Raw genomic sequence first — 26,354 nt, 5'->3', positions numbered from 1 at the left:
GGAAAAAGTTTATAATAACCCCTGTTTCCAGTGCGCTCGGATGGTTTCCTGCATCTCGGCGTGGATGTTGCCGTTGCTGGCCACAATTTCGCGCCCGAACACATAGTCGCTGTCTCCTAAGAACTTGCTGAGTTTGCCCCCGGCCTCCTGCACCAGGATGCTGCCGCCTGCCACGTCCCAGGCATTCAGGTTATACTCGAAAAAGCCTTCTACACGCCCAGCAGCCACGTAGGCTAGGTCTAGCGCGGCAGAACCCAGGCGACGTATACCATGCGACGTCTGCATAAACGCGCCCAGTACCTGCAGGTACTGCTGCGTCAGGCCAAAGTCGTAGTACGGGAAGCCCGTGGCAATCAAGCCATCCTTCAGTGCAGGCGCATCCGATACATGCATCGGTTTGTCGTTGCAATAGGCGCCACCGCCTTTGTAGGCCGAGAAGCACTCGTCGCGGCTTGGGTCGTGCACGACGCCCGCCACTACCTCGTCTCCATCCAGCAGCCCTACGCTCACGCAATAAATAGGGAGGCTGTGGGTGAAGTTGGTGGTGCCATCCAGTGGATCGATAATCCAGTTATAACGCTCGCCTTTGGTGGTTGCGGTGCCTTCCTCGGTGATAAAGCCTGCCTCAGGCAGCAGTTGCCGGAGCGCCGCTACCAGTTGCTGCTCCGCTTGCTTGTCCACATACGAAACAAGGTCGTTGAAGCCCTTCATCTCTATTCTGGAGCGGTCGAAGGTATCGCCTTCCTGCCGTATAAAAGTGCCTACCTGGCGGGCAATGCTGTTGAGGTCGTGTGAAAGTTGTTTCAGGTTCATGTGGTTTGTTCTACTTGTGGTGTGATGTGCGCAGGCACGGATTTTTTGGATAGCCAGGCCGCATAGGCAGCCCGAAGCGCTAAAGCCAACGCGACAGGTATAAAAGCTGTGTGCAGCATTTGAGGCCACCACGGCCAAAATACGAGTAGCACTGCCGCAATTGCCACGGTAGCCAGCAGGTATTTGCCTACCCATTCAGGCAAGACGCGGCGGCCGAGGAAAAAAGCCGCAACCGCATGCGTAGGCAATGCCCAGAGCAGGTTAAAGTTATAGGCTGTTGCCTGGTGATCTGTGGCGAACCACAGCAGTAAAAGCACCACACCCATCAGCCCCACGATGAAAAAGAAAACCATGTCAAACACGCTGCTGCGGCGATGCTTCTTCCAATCTATTACGGTAAGGGCAAGTACCGCTACAAAGAAAACCCACCAAATGAGGGCAGGTGTGAAAAGCCCCGCCGTAAACGGGATCGGCTCGCGCTCAAACAACACCTGCACGGGGCCTACCAGCGGCTTTGTCTGGCCATCTTGTGAGATAGTGGCCTGCTCAAAGCCTTGGGAAAGGTAATCCGGCAGGAACATGTACTCGTATGGAGCGGCCTCCTGGTCAATGCGTGCACCGAGGGCAAAGTCAATCCCAAAGTCAGACCAGGGCTGCGGTATCAGGTATAAATCAATCAGGTTCCGGAAACTCATGTCCTTATCGAAATCGCTGATGTTGAACCGGATCTGGTCTGGGAAGCTTGCCTCTACCCCATCGCGGATACGGGTAGCGCAGTTGTCGAAAAAGAAATCGTAGAGGTAAAAGCGATTAGCGGGCAGGTAATTGTTCGTCAGAAAGCCCCAGTACTGCTGCTTCTGCGCTTCAGTAAAGTTCATCTCCTGCTCGTACACCGAGCGGTTATCCATGGTATAACTGTACTTAAAGCGGTCGAAGTCGGAGATGGAGAGCTTGTACTTCAGCTTGCCGCGGATGAACTTCAGGTAAAAGTTGGGCTCATCAAAATCGAAGGTGCCGTAGTTGAACACGATGTCCATACCGGTGGCGGGATCGTTCACGCGCACGGCGCTGTGCCCGAAGATGGCGTATAGGTCGCTGCCGCTTGAGCAGGTGATCAGGCTGATCTTTGCCTCTGGCGACAGCCGGTACGTCTCGATCTGCGCCCAGCCCTGCAGCGAGAAGAAACAAAGGGCCAGCACCAGCCCAAAGCGGGTGATAAGGTTTTTCATACGTTAGTCTTTGTCGGGTTTTGCGGCTTTGCCGGCGCCTGCCACTACCACCACGAACTCGCCTTTAATGGCCTTGGTGGTAAAGATCTCAATCAGTTCGTCGAGGGTGCCGTTTAGGGTCTCCTCAAACATCTTCGTGATTTCACGTGAAACAGATGCCTGGCGCTCGCCTCCGAAATACTCTTTGAACTGTGTTAATGTTTTAGGGATGCGGTGCGGCGACTCATAAAAAATCATGGTGCGCTCCTCATCTGCTAAACTCTGCAGGCGGGTTTGGCGGCCCTTTTTTACAGGCAGAAAACCTTCAAACGTAAAACGGTCGGTGCTGAAGCCAGATTTTACCAGGGCAGGCACAAAAGCCGTTGCGCCGGGCAAGCACTCTATCTTGACGCCGTGCTTCAGGCACTCACGTACCAGGTAAAAGCCAGGGTCCGATATGCCCGGCGTGCCTGCATCGGAGATAAGCGCCATCACCTCGCCAGCCTTCAAGCGCTCGATGAGGTGCGTGGTGGCCTTGTGCTCGTTGTGCAGGTGGTGGCTGAACATGCGCTTGTCAATGCCCAGGTGCTGCAGCAGCTTGCCGCTGGTGCGGGTGTCTTCGGCCAGAATCACGTCTACTTCCTTCAGTATCCGGATGGCACGCAGCGTGATGTCCTCTAAATTGCCAATCGGCGTCGGTACCAGGTATAGGCTGGTTTTCTCTTGTTCCTGCATGGGCCAAAGATAGCGGTTTGAGTTCTGAGTTCCGAGTTACGGGGTCCGAGTTCCGAGTTATATAGGGTTGTATATAGCACAGTAGCATACGCAAACATAAACCTGTGCAGAAGTAATCGCATAACAGCCCCTATATAGCTCAATTCGGAACTCGGAACTCAGGACTCGTAACGCTTCTTATAGATTTCCTCGATCCGCTTAGCCAGCTTATGGTCACGGATGGTGACGGTGTTGCCGGCATCGTGGGTGGTGAGCTCGATGTTCACTTTGTTGTACACGTTGCTCCACCACGGGTGGTGGTCCATCTCGGCGGCCACAGCGGCTACCTCGTTCATAAAGGCCATGGCATCCTCAAAGTCCTTAAAGGTGAGGCTGCTTTTCAGTTTGTTGTCTTCTTCCTGCCACATAGTATAACCAGTTAAGTAATGCTGATTCCAGCCTCCGCCTTGATCACTGCCTAAACACAGAAACAAGCAGCGGGGGCTGGCGTATAGTTTAATCATAATAACGGAACCAAAGCTATACTACTATGGAAAACAAACCAAAATCTTTTCCGCCGCAGGAAATGGAACAGCCGGGCAAGGAATACAAAATGAACCCGGAGCCCGAAGTAATCCGGGAGAACTACAAAGGCAGCGACAAGCTCAAAGACAAAGTAGCCCTGATTACCGGCGGCGATAGCGGCATTGGCCGCTCGGTGGCGGTTCATTTTGCCCGCGAGGGCGCCGACATCGCGATCATCTACAAAAACGAGGACAAGGATGCCGAGGACACCCGGAAAATGATAGAGAAAGAAGGCCGGAAGTGCATCCTGGTGGCTGGCGATGTAGGCGAAGAGAAGTTTTGCCGCGAGGCGGTGCAGAAAACGGTAGACGAACTTGGCAAACTGGATATACTGGTGAACAACGCCGGTGAGCAGCATGCCAAGGAAGATATCCGGGACATCTCCGCGGAGCAGCTGCAGCGCACGTTCGCCACCAACATCTTCTCGATGTTTTACTTTGTGCAAGCCTCCCTCGATCATATGAAGGAAGGCAGCACCATCATCAACACTACCTCCGTAACGGCATACCACGGCAATAAGCTGTTGCTGGATTATTCGTCTACCAAAGGCGCTATCCTGACCTTTACCCGTACCCTGGCGCAAATGGTGGCTGACAAGGGCATCCGCGTGAACGGCGTCGCCCCAGGCCCTATCTGGACACCGCTCATACCGGCTTCGTTCAGCAAGGAGAAGGTGCAGGAATTCGGCTCAAAAACGTTGCTGAAGCGTGCCGGGCAGCCTTCAGAAGTGGGGCCAGCCTATGTATACCTGGCGTCGGAGGATTCAGCCTTCACGATCGGCGAAATTGTACATATCAACGGTGGTGAGATGGTAACCACGTAAACCTAAGCGGCCGATACAGAGTAAAACATAGGACAAGCTTCTGGATAGGGGAGCGTGAGACAGACCAATAAAAATAAGATTATGGCTGAAAACGAAGAAAACGAAGGCAAACTAAAAAACCAGGACCCTAACAAACGGGGCTTCAAGGTAATAGAAGACGATACAAGCCGGGAGGAGATGCGTGCCGGGCATATTATACCCGGTGCTGATCCGCCTAAAAACGAACATCAGCGAGGTGGCTTTGGTAACCGCGACGGCAAAGAAGGCTATGGCAGCGACACTGCTTCCGAGGGCCCGACCGCTACCGGCGTGAACGACTTTGCCGATGACGGCACACCGCCGCCAGACAACATGCGCACCGAAGAAGAAGGACGCGGCACTTGATTGCCGTGTTACCAGTAAAATAGAGGCGCTGCAGCAGGGGATGCTGTTGTGCCGGATGTATAATTTAATGAATAGGAGGAAATACCATGACATCATACAAGCATACACAGCCCAGCTCTGAGAACAAGGGAAAACCGAGTGGAAAAGGCGAGGACAAAGCTGCCGGTGGAAAACCGGTAGACCCGAACCAAACCCGTGCAGAGCATGAAGAGCTAAAGAAAAAGCATACCGATGGGCCAGATAAGGCAGGGGCAAACACCATGACAAACAACCCCAACCGCAATACAGATAAGACTGAGCTCGACAACGGTAAGTATAATTGATATTAACTTTTTCGAATTTTCATGACCGGAAATAGCACCTGCCACAGCGGCAGGTGCTATTTTTGTGACCTTATGCCCATAACCAGCCCTTTGGGGCTGCGAAATTCTGTCCTTCCCCATGGCCCGTTACGCCTTAACCGACATTCATGGGTGCGCCCGCACCTTCAAAGCGCTTGTGCTGGAGCAACTGCAACTCCAGAAAACAGATGAGCTATACATACTGGGCGACCTGGTAAACAAAGGGCCCGACAGCAAAGGCGTGATAGACTTTGTGCTGGAGCTGCAACAACAGGCGTACCAAGTGCACTGCCTTCGCGGCAACCACGACCAAATGCTGTTAAACGCTGTTAAGAAGGGGGCCAAAGCGCTGACGCTTACCGACACAGAGCAGAAACTGGTGCTGCAAAGCTTCGACATCGACCGGTTTGAGGAGTTGCCCAAAGCTTATTGCAAATTCCTGAAGGCCCTGCCCTACTATCTCGAACTTCCCGACTACTATCTGGTGCATGCCGGGTTCAACTTTGCGAAAGCAGACATCTTCAAAGACAAGGATGCCATGCTTAATCTGCGGGGGTATAAAATAGACTGGGAGAAACTGGATAACAAGCTCCTGTTGCATGGCCATACCCCCCTGGCGCTGCACAGCATTAAAAAGGCCGTTGCACATAAAAAGCCTTGCCTCAACTTGGATGCAGGCTGCGTTTACTACCGGAACGCTAGTTTGGGTAACCTCGTCGCACTGGATTTGGATACCCAAAAGCTGTTTGTGCAGCCTAACCAGGACCGGCCTTACCCTGTCGCCCGAAAAAGCTAGTGAAATTGTACTCTTCCTTATCGTTTTGCCCTTATCTGATGGGTTATTCAGCAACCAGTCACATTGATTAGGTGCTATCTCCATCGCTTCTGTAATTGTCTTGTTTTTTAGTGCTATAGCGAGGGCGCAAAGCATTGTCGCTTGCCAAGGATTTTATATATAGTTTTTTGATAGTTAGGGATTTAGGGAGGTCATAAAATGATCAAGGCATCACAAAGTTCTCGAAAGTGCCTGCCATGTGTTTAAGAGGGGTTTTAAGAGGAGAATTTTGTATAAAACCATATATAAATCAGCATATATTTAGTTACTATAATAATTTTTCACTAAATATTAAGAACTGAATATTATAATGTTAAAATAATTGATTTATTTTGTATACTCTCCGTCACACGAATTCTACTTGAACAGACAATAATTACATTTTTAGATTATCAGGCTATGGTACAGATTTACAATCACCCTTCAACACGACTTTTATTCGTGCTGTTACTGCAGTGCGCCTTTTTGTTAGCGCTACCCGTTAGCAGTTTCGCACAGGGCGGCACCACCCCGCCACATTTTTCACACGAAGGCCCCTGGGCTGTTGGCGCAGGCGCGAACGTGACGGTAACGGGCTTGAGTGCCGACGGCGCAGACCAAGCACCTAGTGTAAATGGCGGTTCTGCCCAGTTCAAAAGCACAGCGTCGTCTGTTACAGTTAACTTTGCTCCCTCCCCGGCCAGTGCACAACTAAAGTTTACGCTCAGGGAGGCAACTACTTTTACAGCCAATTATTCAACTGAACTGACAGTCGAGAGCTCTGCTGACGGAAGTACTTTTGAGCCAGTAGGTGTTATAACATCACAAGTGAAGGAAGAAGCAACCAGGTATTCCTTCATACTGGCCGAGGGCACAACGCATGTTCGGTTCAGGATGACTGCGCAGGAGAACGCCAAGCTGTTGCTGGATGCGGTAAAGGTAACGACAGCCCCGGAGATTGAGGATTTTACCCCGAATGAAGGAGGCTTTGATACTCAGGTTACCATTAAGGGCAGCGGCTTAAGCAATGCCACAAAAGTGTTTTTTGGTAACGTATCTGCTCAGTTTGTTACAAACACAGATATAGAAATTGTAGCCAAAGTGCCTGCAGGTGCCGCCAAAGGCAAGATCAGTGTGGAAGCGGCAAACGGCACCGGCGAGAGCGCAACCGATTTTACAGTCTACGCGCCTGTCCTGACAACCAAGTTTAGCCCCGTAACCGGAAAGGCTGGCGTAGAGGTAACAATTGACGGGCATTATTTTACGGGAGCCAACGCCATTAGCTTCAATAACCTGCCTGGTACTATAGTGCCTAACTCAGTATCCGACACACAGCTGAAAGCCATATTGCCTCTAGGGGCCACTTCCGGCGCTATTACCGTTACAACGCCTGCTGGTGCCGCTACCAGCCTAACCAACTTCATCGTAGATGCGCCAACGTTGGCAAGTCCAGCCTTTACGCCAGGCACCTCCCCTGCCTTAACAAACTTAACAATCTCAGGCACGGGGCTCTCCAGCGTAACAGCCGTTACCTTTTTAGGAGATGAAAGTACTGCTTCAGATGATGCTGTGGTTGTAGTGCCTGCTCCGGGCACCAGCGATACCGAACTGACTATACAAGTGCCTGCAACAGCGAAGTCGGGCAAGCTGAAAGTGACCAGTGCCAACGGCACCGCCACCACAACAGAAGTCTTCACCTTTATCCCTGTCCCTACAATCACCGCTATCAGTCCGCTGTCGGGCGTAGCGCCTGTTGGCACAATAAAAGGCTCTAAGGTTACCATCACCGGTACAAACCTAGAAGGTATAACGAACGTGGTTTTTGCAGATAATTTACCTGTATCGGTAACAGACGCCACCCTCACAGACAAGGGAGACGGCACTAAGAGTATTGATGTAGACGTGCCGGAAGGGGCTGTAACAGGCCCGGTTTCGGTAACCACGCCAGGGGGCAGCGCAGTTAGTAGCCAAAGCTTTTTGGTATACCAAGTGCCTGCCATCACGAGCTTTACGCCATCGGCCCGCCCAGGCGACCAAATAACGATCACCGGAGAAAACCTGTCAGGAGAGTCCACAGTTACTTTCCTGGGTGTTGGCGGTGATGCAGATGATGACAGGTTAGTGAACGTTTCAACGGTTAGTAACACCGAACTGACGCTAACAGTGCCTACGAATGCTGTAACTGGCCAACTGCACATAGCAAACAGCGCCGGTGAGGCCACAACCAGTGCGCTCACACCAGACGTGTTTACTGTAGACAAAACGCCATTAGTACTCAGTGTTTCACCGACCGCGCAAATAAGAGCGGGTGCTGTTACCGTTACAGGCAAGAACTTAGCCGGCATTACCTCGGTAACCTTCCATGATAATCAACCAGTAAGTGTAATTGGTACAACGGTAACTCCCGGAGCGGATGGGTCGGAGAGCATAGAAGTAAACGTTCCATCAGGAGCTACAACTGGCCTTGTAAGCGTAGAGACCCCTGAGGGCACTGCTACCAGCACAGATGCCTTAACCATTATCTTAAAGCCGGAGAACATTGCTTTCACGACAACGGAAGGCCGGGCCGGAGACCGATTTACAATCACGGGAGATAATTTTACCGGTGTGACTTCCGTAACAGTCGGCGGCGGTGCTGTGGGTTATGAACTTATCAATAATAACCAGATTGACATTACACTGACTGAAGCGGCTGTTACTGGTAAAGTAACCGTTTTCAATGCAGCAGGCAGCACCGAAAGCGCGGCGTCATTTACCGTGTTAACCTCACCGCTGATCACAGGCTTCTCCCCTGCCACTGCTGTAGTGGGAGGCAGGATCGCGATCTCAGGCAAGTTGCTAGGCCAAGTTACAGGAGTGGCCTTTGGTGCAAGCCAACAGGTAGCTCTGGTAGCTCCAGCGACAAATGAATCAGGCCAACTCGTAGTAAGTTTGCCAGCCGATGCGACGACGGGTAAGATTAAAGTATTTGGCACAAATGGAAACGCTGAGAGTACAGAGGATTTGATTGTTGTTTTACAGCCATCTATAGCAAGCTTTACGCCAACATCTGGTGCGGTAGGTACTGAAGTGACTATCACAGGAAGCAACTTCACTGAAATAACCGCTGTGAAGTTCAATGGCATTGCTGCTACTGCCCCATTCACGGTTGCGGCTGACGAAAAGACGATCACAGCTTTTGCGCCAGTTGGCGCGGCCTCCGGCAAAATAACCGTAACGAACGCGGGGGGTACAGCCACTAGCGCTAATGATTTCGTGATTCCGACACCCGTCATCTCCAGCCTGGATAAGGCAGAGGGTTTCTTCGGCGAAGCAGTTGTGATCACGGGCCGCTACTTCACGGGAGCTACAGTTGTCACGTTCAACGGCGACGACGCTGCCAGCTTTGTAGTGGACAGCGATACCCAGATTACGGCTTTCCCTCCGGCCGATGCCGGCGAGGGTATGGTGGCAGTTGCTACGGCAAGCGGCACTACTGATACCAGCGCACCCACTTTCAAGGTGCTGTCTCCTGAGATTACAGATAGTTATGTGTCAGACCCGAGCAACACGATAGACGAAGGTTACTTTGGCACCGAGGTGACGATTGTAGGAAACTACTTCGGCGGAGCCTCTAGTGTGAAGTTCAATAATGTAGAAGCCCTGACGTTTACAGCCGCTACAGACGACCCGAACACCCCAGAGGTGGACGAGCGTACGACCAAGCTTATCGCTCAGGTACCGAGAGCCAGCCTAAATCAAAACATTGGTTCAATATCAGTGGTAACGCCGAGCGGCAAGGGAACAAGCACAGAGGGTTTTAAAACGCTTGCCCCAGATACAATTACTATCGCGTTGAACGAAGGCCGTGTAGGAGATGAAGTGGAAATTAGTGGAGTGTACTTTAAAGATATCACCTCTGTGATCTTTAACGGTGAAGCGTCCCCGATCAATATTTCACTAGAAGGCCAGGTAGCACCTACAGGAACTGAGTCGAAATCTTTCAAAGTAAACGTGCCAGCAGGAGCGGCAAGTGGTGTGGTGATAGTAGCCTCTACCAGCGGCGCAGGTTCAACGGCTGCTTCCTTCAAAGTGTTGGCGCCGGAGGTACTGACGATCGATCCGGTTCAGGGACGCGTGGCACTTACTACCGTAACGATCAGTGGCAAGTACTTTAACCAAGCTACCCGGGTAAATTTCAATGGAGCTGTGGTACTGCCTGAAAGCACCGACAATCCGAAAGGCTTTAAGGTGGTAAACGACAACACAATCACAGTGGAAGTACCTGCCGGAGCAAAAACAGGAACCATCTCAGTTACCACGCCAAGCGGCACAAGCAGCAGCGGCACATTCACACTGCTAGCTCCGGTAATAACTCAAATTACACCAGCTGAAGGCCGAAAAGTCGGCGAAACCGTGACTATTACCGGTAAGTATTTGGAGAACCTTCAAACCATCACCTTCAGCGAAGCCGCGCCTACAACCTTCTCCGGCACTCTGACAGATGCCGGTACAGACAATGGCGTTAATTTGCAGTCATTCACGGTGGAGGTTCCGGCAGATGCCAACACGGGCGCCATTGACGTGACTACGCCGAGCGGTACCGGAAGCAGCAGCTCTTACAAAATTATACCGGTTATCTCTGGTTTCTCGCCTGCAAGCGGGCCGTTTAACGCTACAATTACCATCACAGGTACAGGGTTAGGCCAAACCAGTCAGGTTACCTTCGCCGGAAAAGACGGAGCCAGGCTTTCAGCAGCAATTGCATCGAGATCCAATACCGAGGTGAAAGTGGTCGTGCCATCTCAAGCAAGAACAGGCGTGCTACAGCTAACTACGCCAGGAGACATGGCAGAAACCGCTACTGCTTTTGAAGTAACTAGCCCAATCATAGAGGCCTTGGCGCCATTGGAAGGCAAGATCGGCTCTACTTTTACCATCAGCGGAGTGAACCTGGTGGATGTGGGCAGAATAGAGTTCAGCAATGGCGCCTCTACTTCCCAGTTTACAGAGAACGCAGATGGCACTGTAGAAGTAGTGGTGCCGAAGAATGCAGCAACTGGGAACGTGAAAATCTATACCCTTGCCGGACCTGCCGCTACCAGCCAGCAGACGTTCACAGTAATCAAGCCGGAAATCACGCTCAGCAAATCGTCTTTGAACCAGTTTAGCGCCAGCAGCGGAGAAGAATCGGCGGCACAGCCTTATACCCTGAGCGCCACGAACCTGGAGAGTGCTGTAACAATCACTGCCCCGGCACGATTCGGGCAGAACTTTGTGGTGTCGTTAACTGAGGTGGGTGGCTATGCAAATACGCTTACTATTCCGGCGGAGAACGGGACCCTGACCAATGTGCCGGTTTTTGTGAAGTTCATACCGACAGGCTCAGACTTCTATTCAACCAGCATCAGCCACACTGCTACTAATGCTGTCACAAAGAGCCTGTTCGTAACAGGTAACTCCACTAACAGCACACTGCCTGTAGAGTTGATCTCTTTCAATGCAGCGCTGCAGAAACACAGCGTATTGCTGCGATGGGTGACAGCCTCAGAGAAGAACAACGCCCGTTTTGAAGTGGAGATATCAGGGAATGGACACACAGGGTTTTCTAAAGTAGGCCAAGTGGAGAGCAAAGCTGCTAACAGCTCCGTAACGAACAGGTATGAATTTATGCATGCCCTGGACGGAAAGGGTGGTATACGCTACTACCGCCTGAAGCAGATAGACCTGGACGGCAGCCATACATATAGCAAGGTGGTAGCCGTAGAAACGAGGGGCAATGCCATGGAGCAGGTTGTAGTTGCCCCCAACCCGCTCAACTACAACTCTAAGGTGTTTGTTTCGGCGAACGACAGAGGCAAAGCAGTGCTGACGCTACACAACATGGTGGGCAAGCGCCTTTTCCAGAAGGCAGTGGAGCTGCACGAAGGGCAAAATGAGATACAGCTGCCTGTTTACGAGCGCCTGCCAGCAGGCACCTATATCCTGACGGTGGAAATGCAGAACCAGCGTTTGCAAGTGAAGGTGATCAAGCAGTAGTTTATACCCTGCTTTACAAGGTGAAAGCCCGATACCAGTTGGTGTCGGGCTTTCGCTTTTTTGGCCCGTCTAAAAGAAATATCGCAGCCGGGAAATCTGGCTGTTGATGCCGCCCCGTATATAAACTTCTGAAACATTGGTTTATTCCTTCTCAAGCTTTATTTTTGAGAGTTTACAAACCAACTGAAGCAATGCAAAAAGATACTGCCATATTTGACCTGATCGCTCAGGAGAAAAATCGCCAGACTCACGGCATCGAACTTATCGCCTCCGAAAACTTCGTTTCGGACCAGGTAATGCAGGCCATGGGCAGCGTTATGACGAACAAGTATGCCGAAGGTCTGCCAGGCAAGCGCTATTATGGTGGCTGCGAGATAGTAGACCAGTCGGAGCAGTTGGCGATAGACCGTGCCAAAGAGCTGTTCGGTATAGCATGGGCAAACGTGCAGCCGCACTCCGGTGCGCAGGCCAATGCGGCCGTCATGCTGGCCGTGTTGCAGCCAGGCGATAAGATCCTGGGCTTCGACCTGTCGCACGGCGGTCACTTAACGCACGGTTCGCCTGTAAACTTCTCAGGCAAGCTGTACCAGCCGTCTTTCTATGGCGTGGAGCAGGAAACAGGCCTGATTGATTTTGACAAGGTAGTGGAGATCGCCCGCAGGGAGCGTCCGAAACTGATTATTTGTGGTGCCTCGGCCTACAGCCGCGACTGGGACTACAAGAAGCTGCGTGCCGCTGCCGATGAGGTAGGCGCCCTGCTGCTGGCCGACATCTCGCACCCATCGGGCCTGATTGCCCGTGGCCTGCTGAACAGCCCGTTCGAGCATTGCCATATCGTAACCACTACCACGCACAAGACACTGCGCGGACCACGTGGGGGTATGATTATGCTCGGCAAGGACTTCGAAAACCCGTTTGGGTTGAAAACACCGAAAGGCGAAACCCGTATGATGTCTTCGTTGCTGGATGGTGCCGTTTTCCCGGGTACGCAGGGCGGGCCGCTGGAGCACGTGATCGCGGCCAAGGCTGTTGCCTACTTCGAAGCACTGTCTGATGACTACCTGGGCTATGTGAAGCAGGTGCAGCAGAATGCACAGGCCATGGCCAAAGCCTTCCTGGAGCGCGGTTATGACATTATCTCCGGTGGAACAGACAACCACATGATGCTGATCGACCTGCGCTCAAAAGGCCTTACAGGCAAGCTGGCGGAGAACACGCTGGTGAAAGCTGACATCACCATCAACAAAAACATGGTGCCGTTTGATGACAAGTCGCCTTTCGTGACGTCTGGTATGCGTGTGGGCACAGCCGCCATCACCACCAGAGGCCTGAAGGAAAATGATATGGCGCGTATCGTGGAGCTAATCGACAACGTGCTCACAAACCACGACAACGACAGCAAGATTAGCGCCGCGCGCCAGGATATTAACAAGTGGATGCAGGAGTATCCGCTATTTGCTTACTAACACACAACCCGAGGACCCACAGTTTTGATGGATCAATCATTTGTAGAGGAAGAGGAAACCCAGGAGATGTCTTTTGTAGACCATCTGGAAGAACTGAGGTGGCACATAATAAGGGCATTTGCCTCTATTCTTGTTTTCGGGACAATTGCCTTTCTGTCTAAGAACTTCGTGTTTCACGACATCATCCTGGCTCCTTCGCGCACAGACTTCTGGAGTTATCGGTTGATGTGTGACATTGGGGCGAAGATCGGCTCGGACGCACTTTGCATCGACTCAATGGGCTTTACCATCCAGAGCAGGCAGATGAGCGGGCAGTTTACCATGCACCTGCTGGTTTCGGCTATCCTGGGCCTAACCTGTGCCTTTCCGTATGCCTTCTGGGAGATCTGGCGTTTCGTGAAGCCGGGTTTATACCCTCAGGAGCGGCAGAACTCACGGGGCGCTGTTTTTTTCGTGTCGATCCTGTTTATCATGGGAATCATGTTCGGGTATTATGTGGTTTCCCCGATCTCCATCAATTTCCTGGCGGGCTATCAGGTTGACCCCACCATCATCAACGAGTTCGACCTGTCCTCCTACATCTCCACGCTGACGACGCTGTGCCTGGCCTGTGCGTTTATGTTTGAGATGCCCGTGATCGTGTTCTTCCTGACAAAGGCCGGTTTGGTAACGCCAGAGGTAATGAAGCTGTATCGCAAGCACGCCTTGGTTGTGATCCTGATTGTGGGCGCGATCATCACGCCGCCGGATGTGATCAGCCAGTTGCTCATTTCGATGCCACTGATGCTGCTTTATGAGGTGAGTATACATATCTCGCACTCCATCCGTAAAAAGGAAATAAAGAGACTGAACGAAAATAACACTATCTAATGTCACTAAACATTGCAATCGGCGGCGACCATGCCGGCTTTACCTACAAGAAAATGCTGAAGGACGTGCTGCAGGAAATGGGGCATGTTATTGAGGACTTCGGCCCTCATTCTGATTCTTCGGTAGATTACCCGGACCATGTGCACCCACTGGCCAAAGCAGTTGTTAACAAAGCGGCTGACCTGGGCATTCTTATTTGTGGTAGCGGCAATGGCGTAGCCATCACGGCGAACAAGCACCGTGGGGTGCGCGCAGCCCTGTGTTGGTTACCAGAAATCGCCAAACTGGCCCGCGAGCACAACGATGCCAACATTCTTTGCATCCCTGCCCGGTTTGTGTCGGAGGAAGCGGCCCGCGAGATGGTGAGGGTTTTCCTGACTACCGACTTTGAGGGTGGCCGCCACCAGACACGCGTCAACAAGATATCGGATTGCTAAACCCAGGTTAAGCAAAAGATCAAATACAAAAGAGGCTCAGCGGATATCCGTTGAGCCTCTTGTTTTGGGTATAGTATGAGTTCCCTGACTTATTTAGTCCGCTTGTACACGCCTTTTGTATCAGTTGGGCGGTAGGCCTCAAAAACTGCCGGGACTTTGTAACGAAGCTCCGGCATCAGGTTATGCTGGTCGATGATATAGGCTGGTGGCTCATGCTGGAAGTTCTTATAAAGCTCAAACACGGCCTGGTATTCATCCAGGCGGCCGAAGTGGCGCTGTGCCAGTTCCCAATTGAGGTATGGCGTCACAGGCTTATTTTGGGTATAGTAACTAACATCCTCCCCCATTACCAATACGGTGGCCCCTTGTACAGGCAGCTGCTGCGCCTCCAGCAGCAGGGGTGACTCATCGAGCAGCAGGAACCGGTTGATGCCGAGCACCAGCCGGTAGCGGAGCACAAGAACGGACGTGAATACCAGTACAAAAGTGAGGGTAAGCAGCCAGGGCTTTCGGGCCGAGACAAAGAAGAACTCACTGAAGTAAGCCACAGGCGGCAACACCAGTATAAATGTCGCTACCGAAATTTCATCGCGCGTAAAAATGACCAGCATGCTCGTGAAGAGCCATACCCACATCAACTGCTGAAACTTAACCTGAAATACCAGGCGCTGGGGCAGCGAGGCCACGCTGAGCAGCGAAAGCAATAGCACCACAGCCGGTATAGCCATCAGCTTTGCTACATCAGCGGGCGGCCGTAGGAAAGCTACTTTTAAGTGCCACGGGCGCAGCAGCTGCATCTCTAAAAACTCCTCCGTACTGTTGGTATACAGGTAGTAGGTAATCAGCACGGCGTAAGGGAACAGGAAGCCACAGAACATCAGTAATGTGCTCCGGAAAGTACTGGAGGCGAAGAACACCACGGCAAACATCCCTACCAGCAGGAAAAGTGCCAGGGGCAGAAAGCTCAGGGCAGCCAAACCCAGCATAAACCCGCCCACAAACAGGCGGTTATTGTCGAGCCCTTCTCTGGATAGCGTGATAATGTAGGGAAGCGACAGGATGAGGAACGTGTTGCCGATGAGCAGCGGTGTAAGCATGTTAAACTCAAACGAAAGGCTGCCGAGCACCAGGTAAAGCAAGGCAGGCAGGTAGTCTTTGGTGGCATACACGTTGTGCTTGTTCAGGGTAGCGTTTAGCAGCAGCGCCTGCAACAGCAGCAAAGCCATGGCCACCAGCCGGTATGCCAGGAAAGAGCGGCCCGCCACCACATCCACCAGCCAGAACACCAGCGCAGAGAGCGGGGCCGTGTTGTCGTACACATCCCGGTACATGCGGTAACCGTCCGCTAGCCGCTCGCCCACCAGCATGTGCAGCAATTCAGGAGATGTGCCGGGTATACCCCACAAAATCAGCGGAAGCTGAATAGCCAAAAAAAGCAAAATCAGGAGGATCAGTCGGGAAGGCAGTATGCTTCGGAAGTAACTAATCAAAGAGAGACAGAGTTAGAAGGTACTAAAACCAGGAGGTAACAGGAACCGACATGCTCTGCCAGCTGAGCAGGCAGATGCCTTCATCCTAAAACCATACATAAAGATGCTAACCCGAAATGAGTAAGGCATTTTGGGGTAAAAATGCGAAATTAATATGATATTTGCAGCTTCATATGGAAAGTAAAAGACAACAGAAATTTTCGCGCCTGATTCAGAAAGAGTTGGCCGATATCTTCCAGCGCGAGGTACCGCACCTTTTTGGGGGCGCCTACATCAGCGTGAGCGTAGTGCGGGTATCGCCTGACCTGGGTTTGGCCAGAGTATACATTAGCGTGATGATGACGCAAAGCCCGCAGGCACTCCTGCTGGAGGTGCGCGCCAACGCCAAGACCGTCCGCCACCTGCTGGCGCAGCGCATCAAAAACCAGGCACGCATTATCCCGGAGCTAGCCTTCTTCCTGGACGACAGCGCCGAGTACGCCGCAAAAATCGACAAGCTGTTTGACAACCTGGAGATTCCACCTGCCAAGGAGGATGACGAGGACGATGAAACATACCCTAACTAGCCCTAGCTTCTTCTCTCCCTTATGCAGTACGACCCTATAAAGCGGGTGCTGGGCGAGGCGTTCAACAGAACGCCTTTCCTGCGCCGTGTATTCTACAACCTCCTGGACCTGCTTCTGCTGCGGACCTGGCATGTGCACAAAGAGCTTCGGGCCTGGGCCGCCAACCGCCGCGACTCCGAGCAGTATATCCTGGATGCCGGTTCCGGTTTCGGGCAGTATACCTATTTCCTGTCCGGCATGAGCCGCAAGTGGAGCGTGCTGGCCGTGGACGTGAAGGAAGAGCAGATATCAGACAGCAATTGCTTTATCCGGGCTATTGGGCGGCAGAACGTGCTGTTCCGGATTGGTGACCTGGTGAAGTACCGCGAGGAGAACAGCTATGACCTGATCCTGTCGGTGGACGTGATGGAGCATATTGAGGAGGATGTGGCGGTTTTCCGCAACTTCCAGGCATCGTTGCGCCCGGGAGGTATGCTGGTCATCTCTACCCCATCAGACCAGGGTGGCTCTGATGTGCATGGCGACGACGAGGCTTCGTTTATCGAAGAGCACGTGCGCGATGGGTATAACATCAACGAGATTCAGGATAAGCTGAAAATGGCAGGGTTTAACAAGGTAGAGGCACGTTACTCCTATGGCAAGCCGGGGCAGGTTTCCTGGCGCCTGTCCATGAAGTACCCGATGCTGATGCTGAACACTTCAAAGATATTCTTCCTGGTACTGCCGTTCTATTACCTGGTTACCTTCCCTTTCAGCCTGATGCTAAACTGGCTGGATGTGAAAGGGAACCACAAATCCGGCACCGGGTTGATCGTGAAAGCCTGGAAATAATTTAGTTGTTGGGTTGTTGTTTGTTAAATTGTTGCCTCAGCACGTGTACAATTGAAATCTGACTACATACAATCAGCAATTACCAATTAACAACAAAAGATGAACGTCTCTTTTCTGATAGCGAAACGGTATTTTTTCTCTAGAAAGAAGAGGAACATCATCAGCATCATCTCTAACATTGCCATGATTGGGGTGGCGGTGGGCACTGCCGCGCTGATCATTGTACTGTCAGTGTTCAATGGCCTCGAGGACCTGATTCGGGAGATATACTCCAGCTTTGACCCCGACCTGAAAATCACGGCGCTCACAGGCAAGTCGTTTGAGACGGACACCGAGTTCATGAACCGCGTCCGCGATACGCCGGGCGTGGCCGTGGTGTCGGAGGTAATAGAGGACAATGCCCTGCTGCGCTACAACGACCGCCAGATGGTGGTGAAGGTAAAGGGCGTGAGCGACAATTTCTTCGAGCAGAACGAGATTGACTCTGCCGTGGTGGAAGGGAACAGCCAGCTTGTCTATAACAATGCCTACCAGGCTTTAGTGGGCCGGGGGGTGCAGTACCAGCTCTCCATCAGGCCAAACAACCAGTTTGTGCCGTTGCAGTTTTTATACCCCCGCAACACCAAGTTCAATCCGCTCAACCCCGAAGGAGCCTTCAACAGCTTGACGATTTCCCCCGGCGGCATTTTCGCGATAGAGCGGCAGTACGATGACTCCTATGTGTTTGTACCGCTTAATTTTGCGGCTGAGCTGCTGGAGTATGGCCGCCGCCGCACCGCCCTGGAAATAAAGGTGGAAAGCGCTGCTAAAATTGAGCAGGTAAAGGCTGCCTTACAGGAAAGGCTTGGCGGCGAGTTTAAAATCCAGAACAGCGACGAGCAGCACACCAGCCTGTTGCGTGCCGTTAAGGTCGAGAAGCTGTTTGTGTTCATCACCTTTGCCTTTATACTAGGCATCGCCTCGCTCAACATCTTCTTCTCGCTCTCGATGCTGGTGATCGATAAGAAGAAAGACATTGCCATCCTGGCCTCGATGGGGGCAACAGCTGCCACCATCCGGAACATCTTTCTGCTGGAGGGCGCTCTGGTCGCGTTTATCGGGGCTGCTTATGGGCTTACAACCGGCATGCTGGTATGCAACCTGCAGCAAACGTTCGGGCTCGTGAGCATGGGTATGGCTACCTCAGTGGTAGAGGCTTACCCTGTTAAGATGGAGGTAGAGGACTTCGTGTTTACCGGGATCGCAATTGTGGTGATCACGCTGCTCGTTTCCATCCGGCCAGCCCGAAAGGCTGCGGCACTGTCTGTCACAGAAAACCTATAGCCGGTATGGGCTTGGTGCAACACTGCCTTCCTGCTATAAATAAGCCACTTCTTGTTTGGTTTACCCGCTGTTAAAAACGATTGTTTTCATAGGAATTAAAGACTGTATCGGTTAGATTTGATGCCTAAAAACTGTTTTTGGCATGAAAGTTTACACCACGCAGCCTTTTCAGGTTATTTATTCGCTCTTCGAGCATGAGTACCTGGGGTATCTGTTTGAGTCTTTCGTGGTGCAGGTAAACTCCAAAGGCCAGCTCACCCTACAACACCAGAACATCTCCTCTAAAAACGCGGACGAGTTTGCCGCGCGCCTGGATGACGCGGACTTTAAGCTCATCAACCTGATGGACCAGATCCAGCAGGATGCCGTGCTGAAGCGCTTTTCTCCGAAACGGGTAACCCCCGTTGATTTCTTCCTGAAAGTGTACGACCCGGAAAAGGGTGACAAGGCACTGCAAGAGAACATCAGCCATTACATTCAGGGGCGCATGGGGAAAATCATGGAGCTGCTGCGCCATCACAAGATGACCTTTATCATGGGCAAGGATGGCGAGCCTACCTGGAAGCGCATTCACATTGCCCCGGAAAAGGCCACGGTGCTGTTCCACTTCATGCGCAACGAAGACAATACCCATTACTTCCCTACGATCAAATATGCGGGCCAGAAACTGGATTTCCAGTACCGCAACGCGTCCCTGATCTGTTACGAGCCTGCCTGGCTGATGCTGAACGGCGTGGTATACAGCTTTGAGAAGGAAGTGGATGGCAAGAAGCTGCAGCCTTTTCTGAACAAGAAGTTTATTGTAGTACCCCGCTCTGTGGAGGAAAACTACTACCGCAAGTTTGTGGCCCCACTCGTCGAGTCGTTTGACGTGCACGCTAAGGGCTTTGATATACAGGCAGAGCGCTATGAGCCGAGTCCATACTTAACCTTCTCGGAGATAACCGCCACCGAGGTGTCCGGCAGGACAAATGGCAGCGTAGAGGCGAAAGCGGCAGCTGGCTCCAAAATCCGTTTCGACCTTTCGTTCAAGTACGGGGAATACCTCGTGGACACGCAGGCGGCGGGCAAGCGCATCAGCGTGAGCATGGAGAGGACAGCCGATTCATACGTCTTCCATAAACTCATCCGTGACCTGAACCACGAGAAGGCGTTTACGAAAGAGCTGAACAAGCGCGAGTTGGAGATGAAGAACGGACAGGTAGTGCTGGATAAAAGCGATGCCTTTTCGTGGCTGAACAACAACCTGGCTGAACTGGAGGAGCTTGGCTTTACGGTGCGCCAGCAGGAAAAGAGCGGCAAAAGCTACTTTATCGGCGACATTACCGTGGAAGTGGGTATAACCGAAAAAAACGATTGGTTTGACATCTACGGCACGGTGCGCTTCGGGGAGTTTCTGGTGCCCTTTATCCGGCTCAAGAACCATATCCTCACTAAGAACAACGAGTTCCTGTTGCCGAACGGGCAGGTTGCCATCATACCAGAAGAATGGTTTACGCAGTACATCGAGCTGTTTGCCTTTTCGGAGGGGGAGGACCAGCTGACGCTGAAAAAGCACCACATGGCCCTTGTAAACGACCTGGAGCAGGGCAACCTGGCTACTGTTACCATGTCGCGGAAGCTGGAGAAGCTGCGTGAGTTTGAAACGATAGAGGACCAGCCCCTGCCTGCCGGTTTTATGGGCGAGTTGCGGCCCTACCAAAAGGCGGGGTATAACTGGCTGCACTTTGTGCAGAACTACAAGTTTGGCGGCTGCCTGGCTGATGACATGGGCCTTGGTAAAACAGTGCAAACGCTGGCCATGCTGCAGCACCGCAAAGAAAGCGGCGCCGGGGCAGCCACGTTGCTGGCCATGCCGACCTCGCTGGTGTATAACTGGCTGAACGAGGCTCAGAAATTCACGCCAAGCCTGCGCATCCTGACCTATACCGGCACATACCGTGACAAGAACGTGGAGCAGTTCCAGGACTATGACGTGATCCTGACCTCTTACGGCATTGTGCGCCTGGATGCAGAGTTGCTCAAAACATACTACTTCGATTACATCATCCTGGACGAGTCGCAGGCAATCAAGAACCCAGAATCCAGTACCTCGCGTGCCGTGCGCTCGCTGAAGTCGCGGCACCGCCTCATCCTGACGGGCACACCGGTAGAGAACAGCACCATGGACCTGTGGGCCCAGATGTCGTTCATCAACCCAGGGCTTTTGGGCAGTCAGCACTTCTTCCGGAAGGAGTTTTTAAAGCCAATCGAAAAGGAGAAGGACGAGCACAAAACACGCCGGCTGCATGCGCTTATCAAGCCGTTTATTCTGCGCAGGCACAAATCGCAGGTGGCCAAAGAACTGCCTGAGAAGATCGAGCATACCTCGTTCTGCAAAATGACCGAGGAGCAGGAGCAGGCATACGAGGAAACAAAATCATACTACCGCAACAAGATCCTGACGAACCTGGAGGAGCATGGGCCGGGCAATACCCAGTTTATGCTGTTACAGGGCCTCACCAAGCTGCGCCAGATCGCTAACCACCCTCTGATGACCGACGCTGGGTATGAGGGCGAGTCTGGCAAGCTGAAAGAGGTGGTGCGGATGACCAAGAACGTAGTAGCCAAAGGGCACAAGGTGCTTATATTCAGCCAGTTTGTGAAGCACCTGGATATTATCCGGAAGGTGCTGGACGACCGCGAGATAGACTATGCTTACCTGGACGGAAACACCAAAAACCGTCAGGAGCAGGTTGAGCGCTTCCAGCGGGAAGAAGACCTGCAGGTGTTTCTCATTTCGCTCAAGGCGGGCGGCGTGGGCTTGAATCTGACCGCCGCGGACTACGTGTTCATTTTGGACCCATGGTGGAACCCAGCCGTGGAGGCGCAGGCCGTGGACCGTGCCCACCGCATCGGGCAGCGAAACACCGTGTTCACCTATAAATTTATCACCAAAGACACCGTAGAGGAAAAGATATTGGCGCTGCAGAGCCGCAAGATTCAGCTCGTCACCGACCTCATCAGTACCGACGAAACCATCATCAAAAGCCTGACAAAGGACGATATCGACAACCTGCTGAGTTAGGGCTTGGTTGTTAATTGTTATTTATTGGATAGTTAATTGACTGAAAGTTTATAGCTGTAAGAAGCAAAACAAGCATGTAGCAAGCCGCTGCCCGTATACTATGGCAGCGGCTTTTGTCTTTTAAGGGGTATAATGTTCAGCTTGATTGAAGAACTGTTGAAAGCAGCTGTCCCAAATTCTCTTAGACAAGCGAGAACGTGAGTTCGAAGCTTGCTGGCGTGGCACTGAGTGACTGGGCCCATACACAGAAGAAAACAACCAACAATACAACAACCAGCAATTAAGCAGATGCGCCTCCACCTCCAAACCAAAGTACAACAAGACTTCCTGGCAGTATTCAATGCCTTTGATGCGACACTGTTTAAAAAACTGTCGCCGCCATACCCACGGCTGAAGCTGCTGCGCTTCGATGGCTCTGCACCAGGCGATGTGGTGGCGGTAGAACTGCAAACGGGGTTTAGATCCTTCCAGTGGACGAGCCTGATCACCGAAAGAAACGTTTCGGAAACCGAAGCCTTTTTCGTTGACCAGGGACAGGAACTGCCCCCTCCCCTGCGCTATTGGCACCACAAGCACCTTGTCTCTAAAAATGGTAACGGCGCCATCATCCACGACATCATCACGTACAGCACCGGTATTAAAGCCCTTGACCTGGTTTTATACCCGCTTATGCTCGCCCAATTTAGTATGCGCAAGCCCGTTTACAGGCGCGTGTTTGGGAGGACGGGTTAAGGCGTGTGAGGGTTAAGAAACCTTTTTAGGTTGTTGTAGTTAGGAGTACAGTTATCTAGAATGCGTACCTTAATACGATGAAAAGAGCAGCCATTGTGGGAGCAGGTATCGGAGGCATTGCCACCGCCGTGAGGCTGGCCCTGAAGGGCTACCAGGTGACGGTATTTGAGGCCAATGAAAGCTTCGGGGGCAAAATGCACGAATTCTGGCTGGGGGCCTACCGCTTCGATGCCGGTCCCTCGCTGTTTACGCTGCCTCATTTGGTAGATGAGCTTTTCCGGTTAGCAGGCCGCAAGCCGCAACGCTATTTTCGCTATACCCGCCTTAACCCGATCACGCATTATTTCTGGCCCGATGGCAGCCGCCTGAAAGCCTACGCCGACCCTGAGGACTTTGCGAGGGAAGCACAGCAGCAGCTCGGTGTGCCCGCACAGGACGTGCGGGAGGTGCTGCACCGGAGCAAGCGGCTATATAACGGCACAGCAGACACATTTCTGAACAAATCGCTGCACAAAGCGACGACTTACCTTAGCCCGGATGTACTCAAAGCGCTCGGCTGTCTCTCGGACCTTGGCCTGACCGCCACCATGCATGAGGCAAACGCGAAGAGGTTTACAGACCCGCGCTTCGTGCAACTGCTTGACCGCTTTGCCACTTACAACGGCTCAGATCCCTACCAGGCACCCGGCACGCTCAACATCATCCCGCACCTCGAGCACAACATCGGGGCCTTTTACCCTAAAGGCGGCATGTATGCCATTGCCTCAAGCCTGGTGCAGTTGGCAGAAGAATTGGGGGTAGCGTTCCGGTATAAGGAGCCTGTGGAGCAGGTCGTGACGCTGGGGGGCAAGGTAATCAGCGTGAAGACAGCGCAGGGCAACTACAATGCCGACATCGTGGTTAGCAACATGGACGTGGTGCCTACCTATCGCCGCCTCTTGCCTGACCATCCGGCCCCGGAGAAGACGCTTCGGCAGCCCCGCTCCAGCTCTGCGCTTATATTCTATTGGGGTGTAAAAAAGCAATTCCCAGAGCTGCACCTGCACAACATCTTTTTCAGCGAGGATTATAAAACGGAATTTGAGCACATCTTTCAGCAAAAAACGGTTGGCCCCGACCCTACCGTATACCTCAATATCACCTCTAAGATGGAGCCTGAGGATGCCCCTGCCAGTTGCGAGAATTGGTTTGTGATGGTGAATGTGCCGCACCACGCGGGGCAGGACTGGCCGAAACTGATTGCAGACACCAGGACAAGCGTGCTAAAGAAACTGAGCCGGATGCTGCATACCGACATTGAGTCTCTGATTGAGCAGGAACAGGTGCTCGACCCACTGCTGATAGAGCAGCGCACCTCCTCATTTGCGGGTGCCTTATATGGGAGTAGTTCCAATAATCCGATGGCGGCTTTTCTGCGCCACCCTAACTTTAGCAGGCAAATAGACGGGCTGTACTTCTGTGGAGGTAGTGTGCACCCGGGGGGCGGTGTGCCGCTTTGCCTGCTTTCGGCTAAAATAGTGGCTGACCTGGTACCCGCCGTCGCAAAAACCGAAGACCTGTAGCCCATGCCCAACGTCTCCTCCTCTCCATCGGCCCTCGGCGCTACCTTGCAGGCATATAAAAAGTATGCTTTCCCGGTTGCGTTGGCGGTACTGGTTATCTTTCACGGGGTTGGGCTGTGGGGTTTGTTGCTGAGCGGCAACCCCACTTATTTCCAGCAACTCACCCCCATGAACCTACTGCTAACCAATGGCCTGCTGTTCAGTTTTCATAAGCGCTGGACCAAGGCCTTTGCACTATTTGCTGCAGTAGTATTTAGCGCAGGGTTTGTGGCGGAAGTGATTGGGGTGCATACTGGCCTGATTTTCGGGAATTACCAGTATGGCGAGGCCCTCGGGACAAAGCTGTGGGACGTGCCCTTGTTGATCGGGCTGAACTGGCTGATGCTGGTCTATACCACTGGGGCGGTTAGCAGTTACTTCCGGCTCCCGTGGCTGGCCAATGCCGCGATAAGTGCATTACTGATGGTGCTGTTGGATTATTTCATTGAGCCTGTGGCCATGGCTTATGATTTCTGGGACTGGCAAAACAGCCGGGTGCCTGTCTCTAACTTTGTGGGATGGTTTGGCGTGGCTTTGCTGTTGCAGGTTTATAACCATTGGGGAGGCTTTTACCGCCGAAACAGGCTTGCGCCTTATGTGTACCTGGTGCAGTTGCTTTTCTTTATCTGCCTGTTCCTTGCGTTATAAGATGACTCCTATAGAATTGAAAAATTGCGACTCTGTTAATTCGTTAGAATATTTATATTTGCTGGATTTTTTACAGAATGCACGCGTATTATAGCCAGGCATTGGGTTAATGGTGCCACACTCGTCACAAGGCAGTTGTATATGAACTTATTAGAAACGATTTTAGAGGAGTCGCTGCGCTTATTCAAAGCCGAGGGTATAGAAACCTATCCGGAGGAAATGTTGCTCCAGAAATTAGACATCAGGAAATCGACTTACCAAGAGCTTTTTCGGAGTAAGAACGATTTAGTGATGAAAGTGCTGACATTGCACATACAGAAGTTAAAGGATGAGCAGAAAACAATGCTGGGAGGTGCGGCGAACCCAGTGGAGGAGATACTGAGCCTACTTCGTTACGGAATCGACACCATGCATTCGATGAACCCGCTTTTCCTGAATGACGTGCAGCAGCACTATCCGGAGGTATGGGCGCTGGTGCTGGATTACCTGAACAACTACTCCCGGCACCTGAATGCCGAGATCATCAACAGAGGCATCCTGCAAGGATATTTCCGGAGAGACATTAACCTGCAGTTGGTAACTAAAATCATGCTGGAGCAATTCTATATGATGATAAACCCCATGATCTTCCCGCCTGACCGTTACAGTCTTCCGGAGGTTTTCCGCAGTATCTACCTCTACTACGTGCGGGGCATTTGCACGGAAGTTGGCGGCAAAATGGCTGAGGAGTACTTCGCCAAGGCTGGTCTATAAAAGAAGCCAGAACCATATAACCCCTTTAAACAGCGAAGGCTAACCCAATCATCAGGTTAGCCTTCGCTGTTTGTAGTTCTAGTAGCTTGCTTAACTAATGGAAACGCGCACTTTCTTGGTGTACTCGCGCAAAGCGGTTTTAAAGTCAGAGCCGTTGTCTTCCATGTCGTTCAGGATCCAGACGGCGGCCAGCACATGCGTGAGCTGCTCCCCTTCGTCTTCGCCCGCTACTTCAATGGCAGGCTGCTGTTCTTCCACAATCGCCTCCTCGGCGGTCATCAGTTCTTGCAGGGTATACGTTTCGACAAGCTTCTTTATGGCAGGAATCTTCATAAGGTTAGGCTTCTAGTTTTTGAATCAGGCTGCGCACGGCGTCTTCTTTACTGGCAGCCAGCGTGTCTACGAGTTCACCGTTTTTGAAAACAGCGAAAAACGGCAGGTTGGTCACACCAGCCTTTTTGCGAGCCTCCGGGCTGTTCTCTGCGTTCACGTCCACGAAAGCAACGTCCGTAAACTGCTCATCATCTGACAAGCGCTTGAACTTAGGGGAAAACAGACGGCAATTGCCGCACCAGTCGGCGTAATATTTTACCACTACTTTTGGGTTTGAGCCCAGTACTTCGTTAAAGTCGTTATCGGTTGCTTTTATAACAGCCATAAAAAATCAGTGTTATTCTTGTAAAAAAATAGATGAATCGTGCCTTATAGAGATACTTTATTCAAAAGTAAATGTTTCAGGCAAAAATGTACAGCTTTTGCAATGCCTATTGCCAACAAACCTCCTGTGTAATTGTTCAACCACAATGCCTACATACTAGCTATTGCCACAGGGGGGATAGCCAGGGCGGGTAACGGCAAGACGATAAAGCT

The 26,354-nt window shown here is 52.1% G+C and carries 23 protein-coding genes; 16 read left to right on the top strand and 7 right to left on the bottom strand.

What is annotated here, in order from left to right; genetic code table 11:
* Positions 1 to 9 precede the first annotated feature (9 nt).
* From ACXYMU_RS11485 to ACXYMU_RS11470, 4 genes are all read right to left on the bottom strand, one after another.
* A complete protein-coding gene (locus tag ACXYMU_RS11485; protein WP_458986535.1) occupies positions 10 to 813 on the bottom strand; it encodes an inositol monophosphatase family protein in 804 nt (267 codons plus the stop codon).
* The gene (locus ACXYMU_RS11480; RefSeq protein WP_458986534.1) at positions 810 to 2,042 is read right to left on the bottom strand and encodes an Lnb N-terminal periplasmic domain-containing protein; all 1,233 of its coding nucleotides are present in this window, start codon (positions 2,040 to 2,042) and stop codon (positions 810 to 812) included. Before ACXYMU_RS11480 ends, ACXYMU_RS11485 begins: the two co-directional genes overlap by 4 nt.
* Before the next feature lie 3 nt (positions 2,043 to 2,045).
* A complete protein-coding gene (gene rsmI / locus ACXYMU_RS11475; RefSeq protein ID WP_458986533.1) occupies positions 2,046 to 2,756 on the bottom strand; it encodes a 16S rRNA (cytidine(1402)-2'-O)-methyltransferase in 711 nt (236 codons plus the stop codon).
* Positions 2,757 to 2,914: 158 nt separating this feature from the next.
* A complete protein-coding gene (locus ACXYMU_RS11470; RefSeq protein ID WP_458986532.1) occupies positions 2,915 to 3,259 on the bottom strand; it encodes a 4a-hydroxytetrahydrobiopterin dehydratase in 345 nt (114 codons plus the stop codon).
* Between the two features lie 26 nt (positions 3,260 to 3,285).
* Here ACXYMU_RS11470 and ACXYMU_RS11465 point away from each other — a divergent pair, with 26 nt between their 5' ends.
* The 8 genes from ACXYMU_RS11465 (at position 3,286) to rpiB (ending at position 14,473) form a co-directional block, all read left to right on the top strand.
* Entirely contained in the window at positions 3,286 to 4,143 is an 858-nt protein-coding gene (locus ACXYMU_RS11465; protein ID WP_458986531.1) for an SDR family oxidoreductase, read from the top strand.
* An 81-nt stretch (positions 4,144 to 4,224) separates the two neighbouring features.
* Positions 4,225 to 4,527, top strand: coding sequence for a hypothetical protein (locus tag ACXYMU_RS11460; protein ID WP_458986530.1), 303 nt, complete (start codon positions 4,225 to 4,227; stop codon positions 4,525 to 4,527).
* 86 nt (positions 4,528 to 4,613) lie between these two features.
* Complete coding sequence (locus ACXYMU_RS11455) at positions 4,614 to 4,850, top strand: hypothetical protein (protein ID WP_458986529.1); 237 nt, start codon at positions 4,614 to 4,616, stop codon at positions 4,848 to 4,850.
* A 118-nt stretch (positions 4,851 to 4,968) separates the two neighbouring features.
* Positions 4,969 to 5,664 (top strand): metallophosphoesterase family protein, encoded by a 696-nt coding sequence (locus ACXYMU_RS11450; protein ID WP_458986528.1) that lies wholly within the window; start codon positions 4,969 to 4,971, stop codon positions 5,662 to 5,664.
* 480 nt (positions 5,665 to 6,144) lie between these two features.
* Positions 6,145 to 11,700 (top strand): IPT/TIG domain-containing protein, encoded by a 5,556-nt coding sequence (locus ACXYMU_RS11445; protein ID WP_458986527.1) that lies wholly within the window; start codon positions 6,145 to 6,147, stop codon positions 11,698 to 11,700.
* A 191-nt stretch (positions 11,701 to 11,891) separates the two neighbouring features.
* On the top strand, positions 11,892 to 13,166 hold the full coding sequence (gene glyA, locus ACXYMU_RS11440; protein WP_458986526.1) for a serine hydroxymethyltransferase: 1,275 nt from the start codon (positions 11,892 to 11,894) through the stop codon (positions 13,164 to 13,166).
* Positions 13,167 to 13,193: 27 nt separating this feature from the next.
* Positions 13,194 to 14,036: a twin-arginine translocase subunit TatC gene (gene tatC, locus ACXYMU_RS11435; RefSeq protein WP_458986525.1), complete on the top strand. Its 843-nt coding sequence runs from the start codon at positions 13,194 to 13,196 to the stop codon at positions 14,034 to 14,036.
* Complete coding sequence (gene rpiB, locus ACXYMU_RS11430) at positions 14,036 to 14,473, top strand: ribose 5-phosphate isomerase B (RefSeq protein WP_458986524.1); 438 nt, start codon at positions 14,036 to 14,038, stop codon at positions 14,471 to 14,473. The genes tatC and rpiB overlap by 1 nt, the downstream gene beginning before the upstream one ends.
* Positions 14,474 to 14,562: 89 nt before the next feature.
* On the opposite strand, the gene ACXYMU_RS11425 is transcribed toward rpiB, so the two are convergent.
* Positions 14,563 to 15,963: a hypothetical protein gene (locus tag ACXYMU_RS11425; protein ID WP_458986523.1), complete on the bottom strand. Its 1,401-nt coding sequence runs from the start codon at positions 15,961 to 15,963 to the stop codon at positions 14,563 to 14,565.
* A 173-nt stretch (positions 15,964 to 16,136) separates the two neighbouring features.
* Here ACXYMU_RS11425 and rbfA point away from each other — a divergent pair, with 173 nt between their 5' ends.
* The 8 genes from rbfA (at position 16,137) to ACXYMU_RS11385 (ending at position 25,484) form a co-directional block, all read left to right on the top strand.
* On the top strand, positions 16,137 to 16,529 hold the full coding sequence (gene rbfA, locus ACXYMU_RS11420) for a 30S ribosome-binding factor RbfA (protein ID WP_458986522.1): 393 nt from the start codon (positions 16,137 to 16,139) through the stop codon (positions 16,527 to 16,529).
* Positions 16,530 to 16,550: 21 nt separating this feature from the next.
* The gene (locus ACXYMU_RS11415; protein WP_458986521.1) at positions 16,551 to 17,360 is read left to right on the top strand and encodes a class I SAM-dependent methyltransferase; all 810 of its coding nucleotides are present in this window, start codon (positions 16,551 to 16,553) and stop codon (positions 17,358 to 17,360) included.
* A 99-nt stretch (positions 17,361 to 17,459) separates the two neighbouring features.
* Positions 17,460 to 18,683, top strand: a complete 1,224-nt coding sequence (locus tag ACXYMU_RS11410; protein WP_458986520.1) for an ABC transporter permease — start codon at positions 17,460 to 17,462, stop codon at positions 18,681 to 18,683.
* Between the two features lie 142 nt (positions 18,684 to 18,825).
* Entirely contained in the window at positions 18,826 to 21,750 is a 2,925-nt protein-coding gene (locus ACXYMU_RS11405; RefSeq protein WP_458986519.1) for a DEAD/DEAH box helicase, read from the top strand.
* Positions 21,751 to 22,038: 288 nt separating this feature from the next.
* Positions 22,039 to 22,482, top strand: coding sequence for an SRPBCC family protein (locus ACXYMU_RS11400; protein ID WP_458986518.1), 444 nt, complete (start codon positions 22,039 to 22,041; stop codon positions 22,480 to 22,482).
* Positions 22,483 to 22,559: 77 nt separating this feature from the next.
* Positions 22,560 to 24,044, top strand: a complete 1,485-nt coding sequence (crtD, locus tag ACXYMU_RS11395; protein ID WP_458986517.1) for a 1-hydroxycarotenoid 3,4-desaturase CrtD — start codon at positions 22,560 to 22,562, stop codon at positions 24,042 to 24,044.
* Positions 24,045 to 24,047: 3 nt separating this feature from the next.
* Complete coding sequence (locus ACXYMU_RS11390; protein WP_458986516.1) at positions 24,048 to 24,731, top strand: carotenoid biosynthesis protein; 684 nt, start codon at positions 24,048 to 24,050, stop codon at positions 24,729 to 24,731.
* A gap of 141 nt (positions 24,732 to 24,872) precedes the next feature.
* On the top strand, positions 24,873 to 25,484 hold the full coding sequence (locus ACXYMU_RS11385; protein ID WP_458986515.1) for a TetR/AcrR family transcriptional regulator: 612 nt from the start codon (positions 24,873 to 24,875) through the stop codon (positions 25,482 to 25,484).
* A 90-nt stretch (positions 25,485 to 25,574) separates the two neighbouring features.
* On the opposite strand, the gene ACXYMU_RS11380 is transcribed toward ACXYMU_RS11385, so the two are convergent.
* Both ACXYMU_RS11380 and ACXYMU_RS11375 read right to left on the bottom strand, forming a co-directional pair.
* Positions 25,575 to 25,817, bottom strand: a complete 243-nt coding sequence (locus ACXYMU_RS11380) for a DUF6952 family protein (protein WP_458986514.1) — start codon at positions 25,815 to 25,817, stop codon at positions 25,575 to 25,577.
* A gap of 4 nt (positions 25,818 to 25,821) precedes the next feature.
* Complete coding sequence (locus tag ACXYMU_RS11375) at positions 25,822 to 26,142, bottom strand: thioredoxin family protein (protein ID WP_458986513.1); 321 nt, start codon at positions 26,140 to 26,142, stop codon at positions 25,822 to 25,824.
* Positions 26,143 to 26,354: the final 212 nt, after the last annotated feature.

The sequence above is a fragment of the Pontibacter sp. CAU 1760 genome (assembly GCF_054482735.1).
The sequence above is the reverse complement of the archived record's forward strand: the minus strand, read 5'-3'. Positions and strand labels throughout refer to the sequence as shown.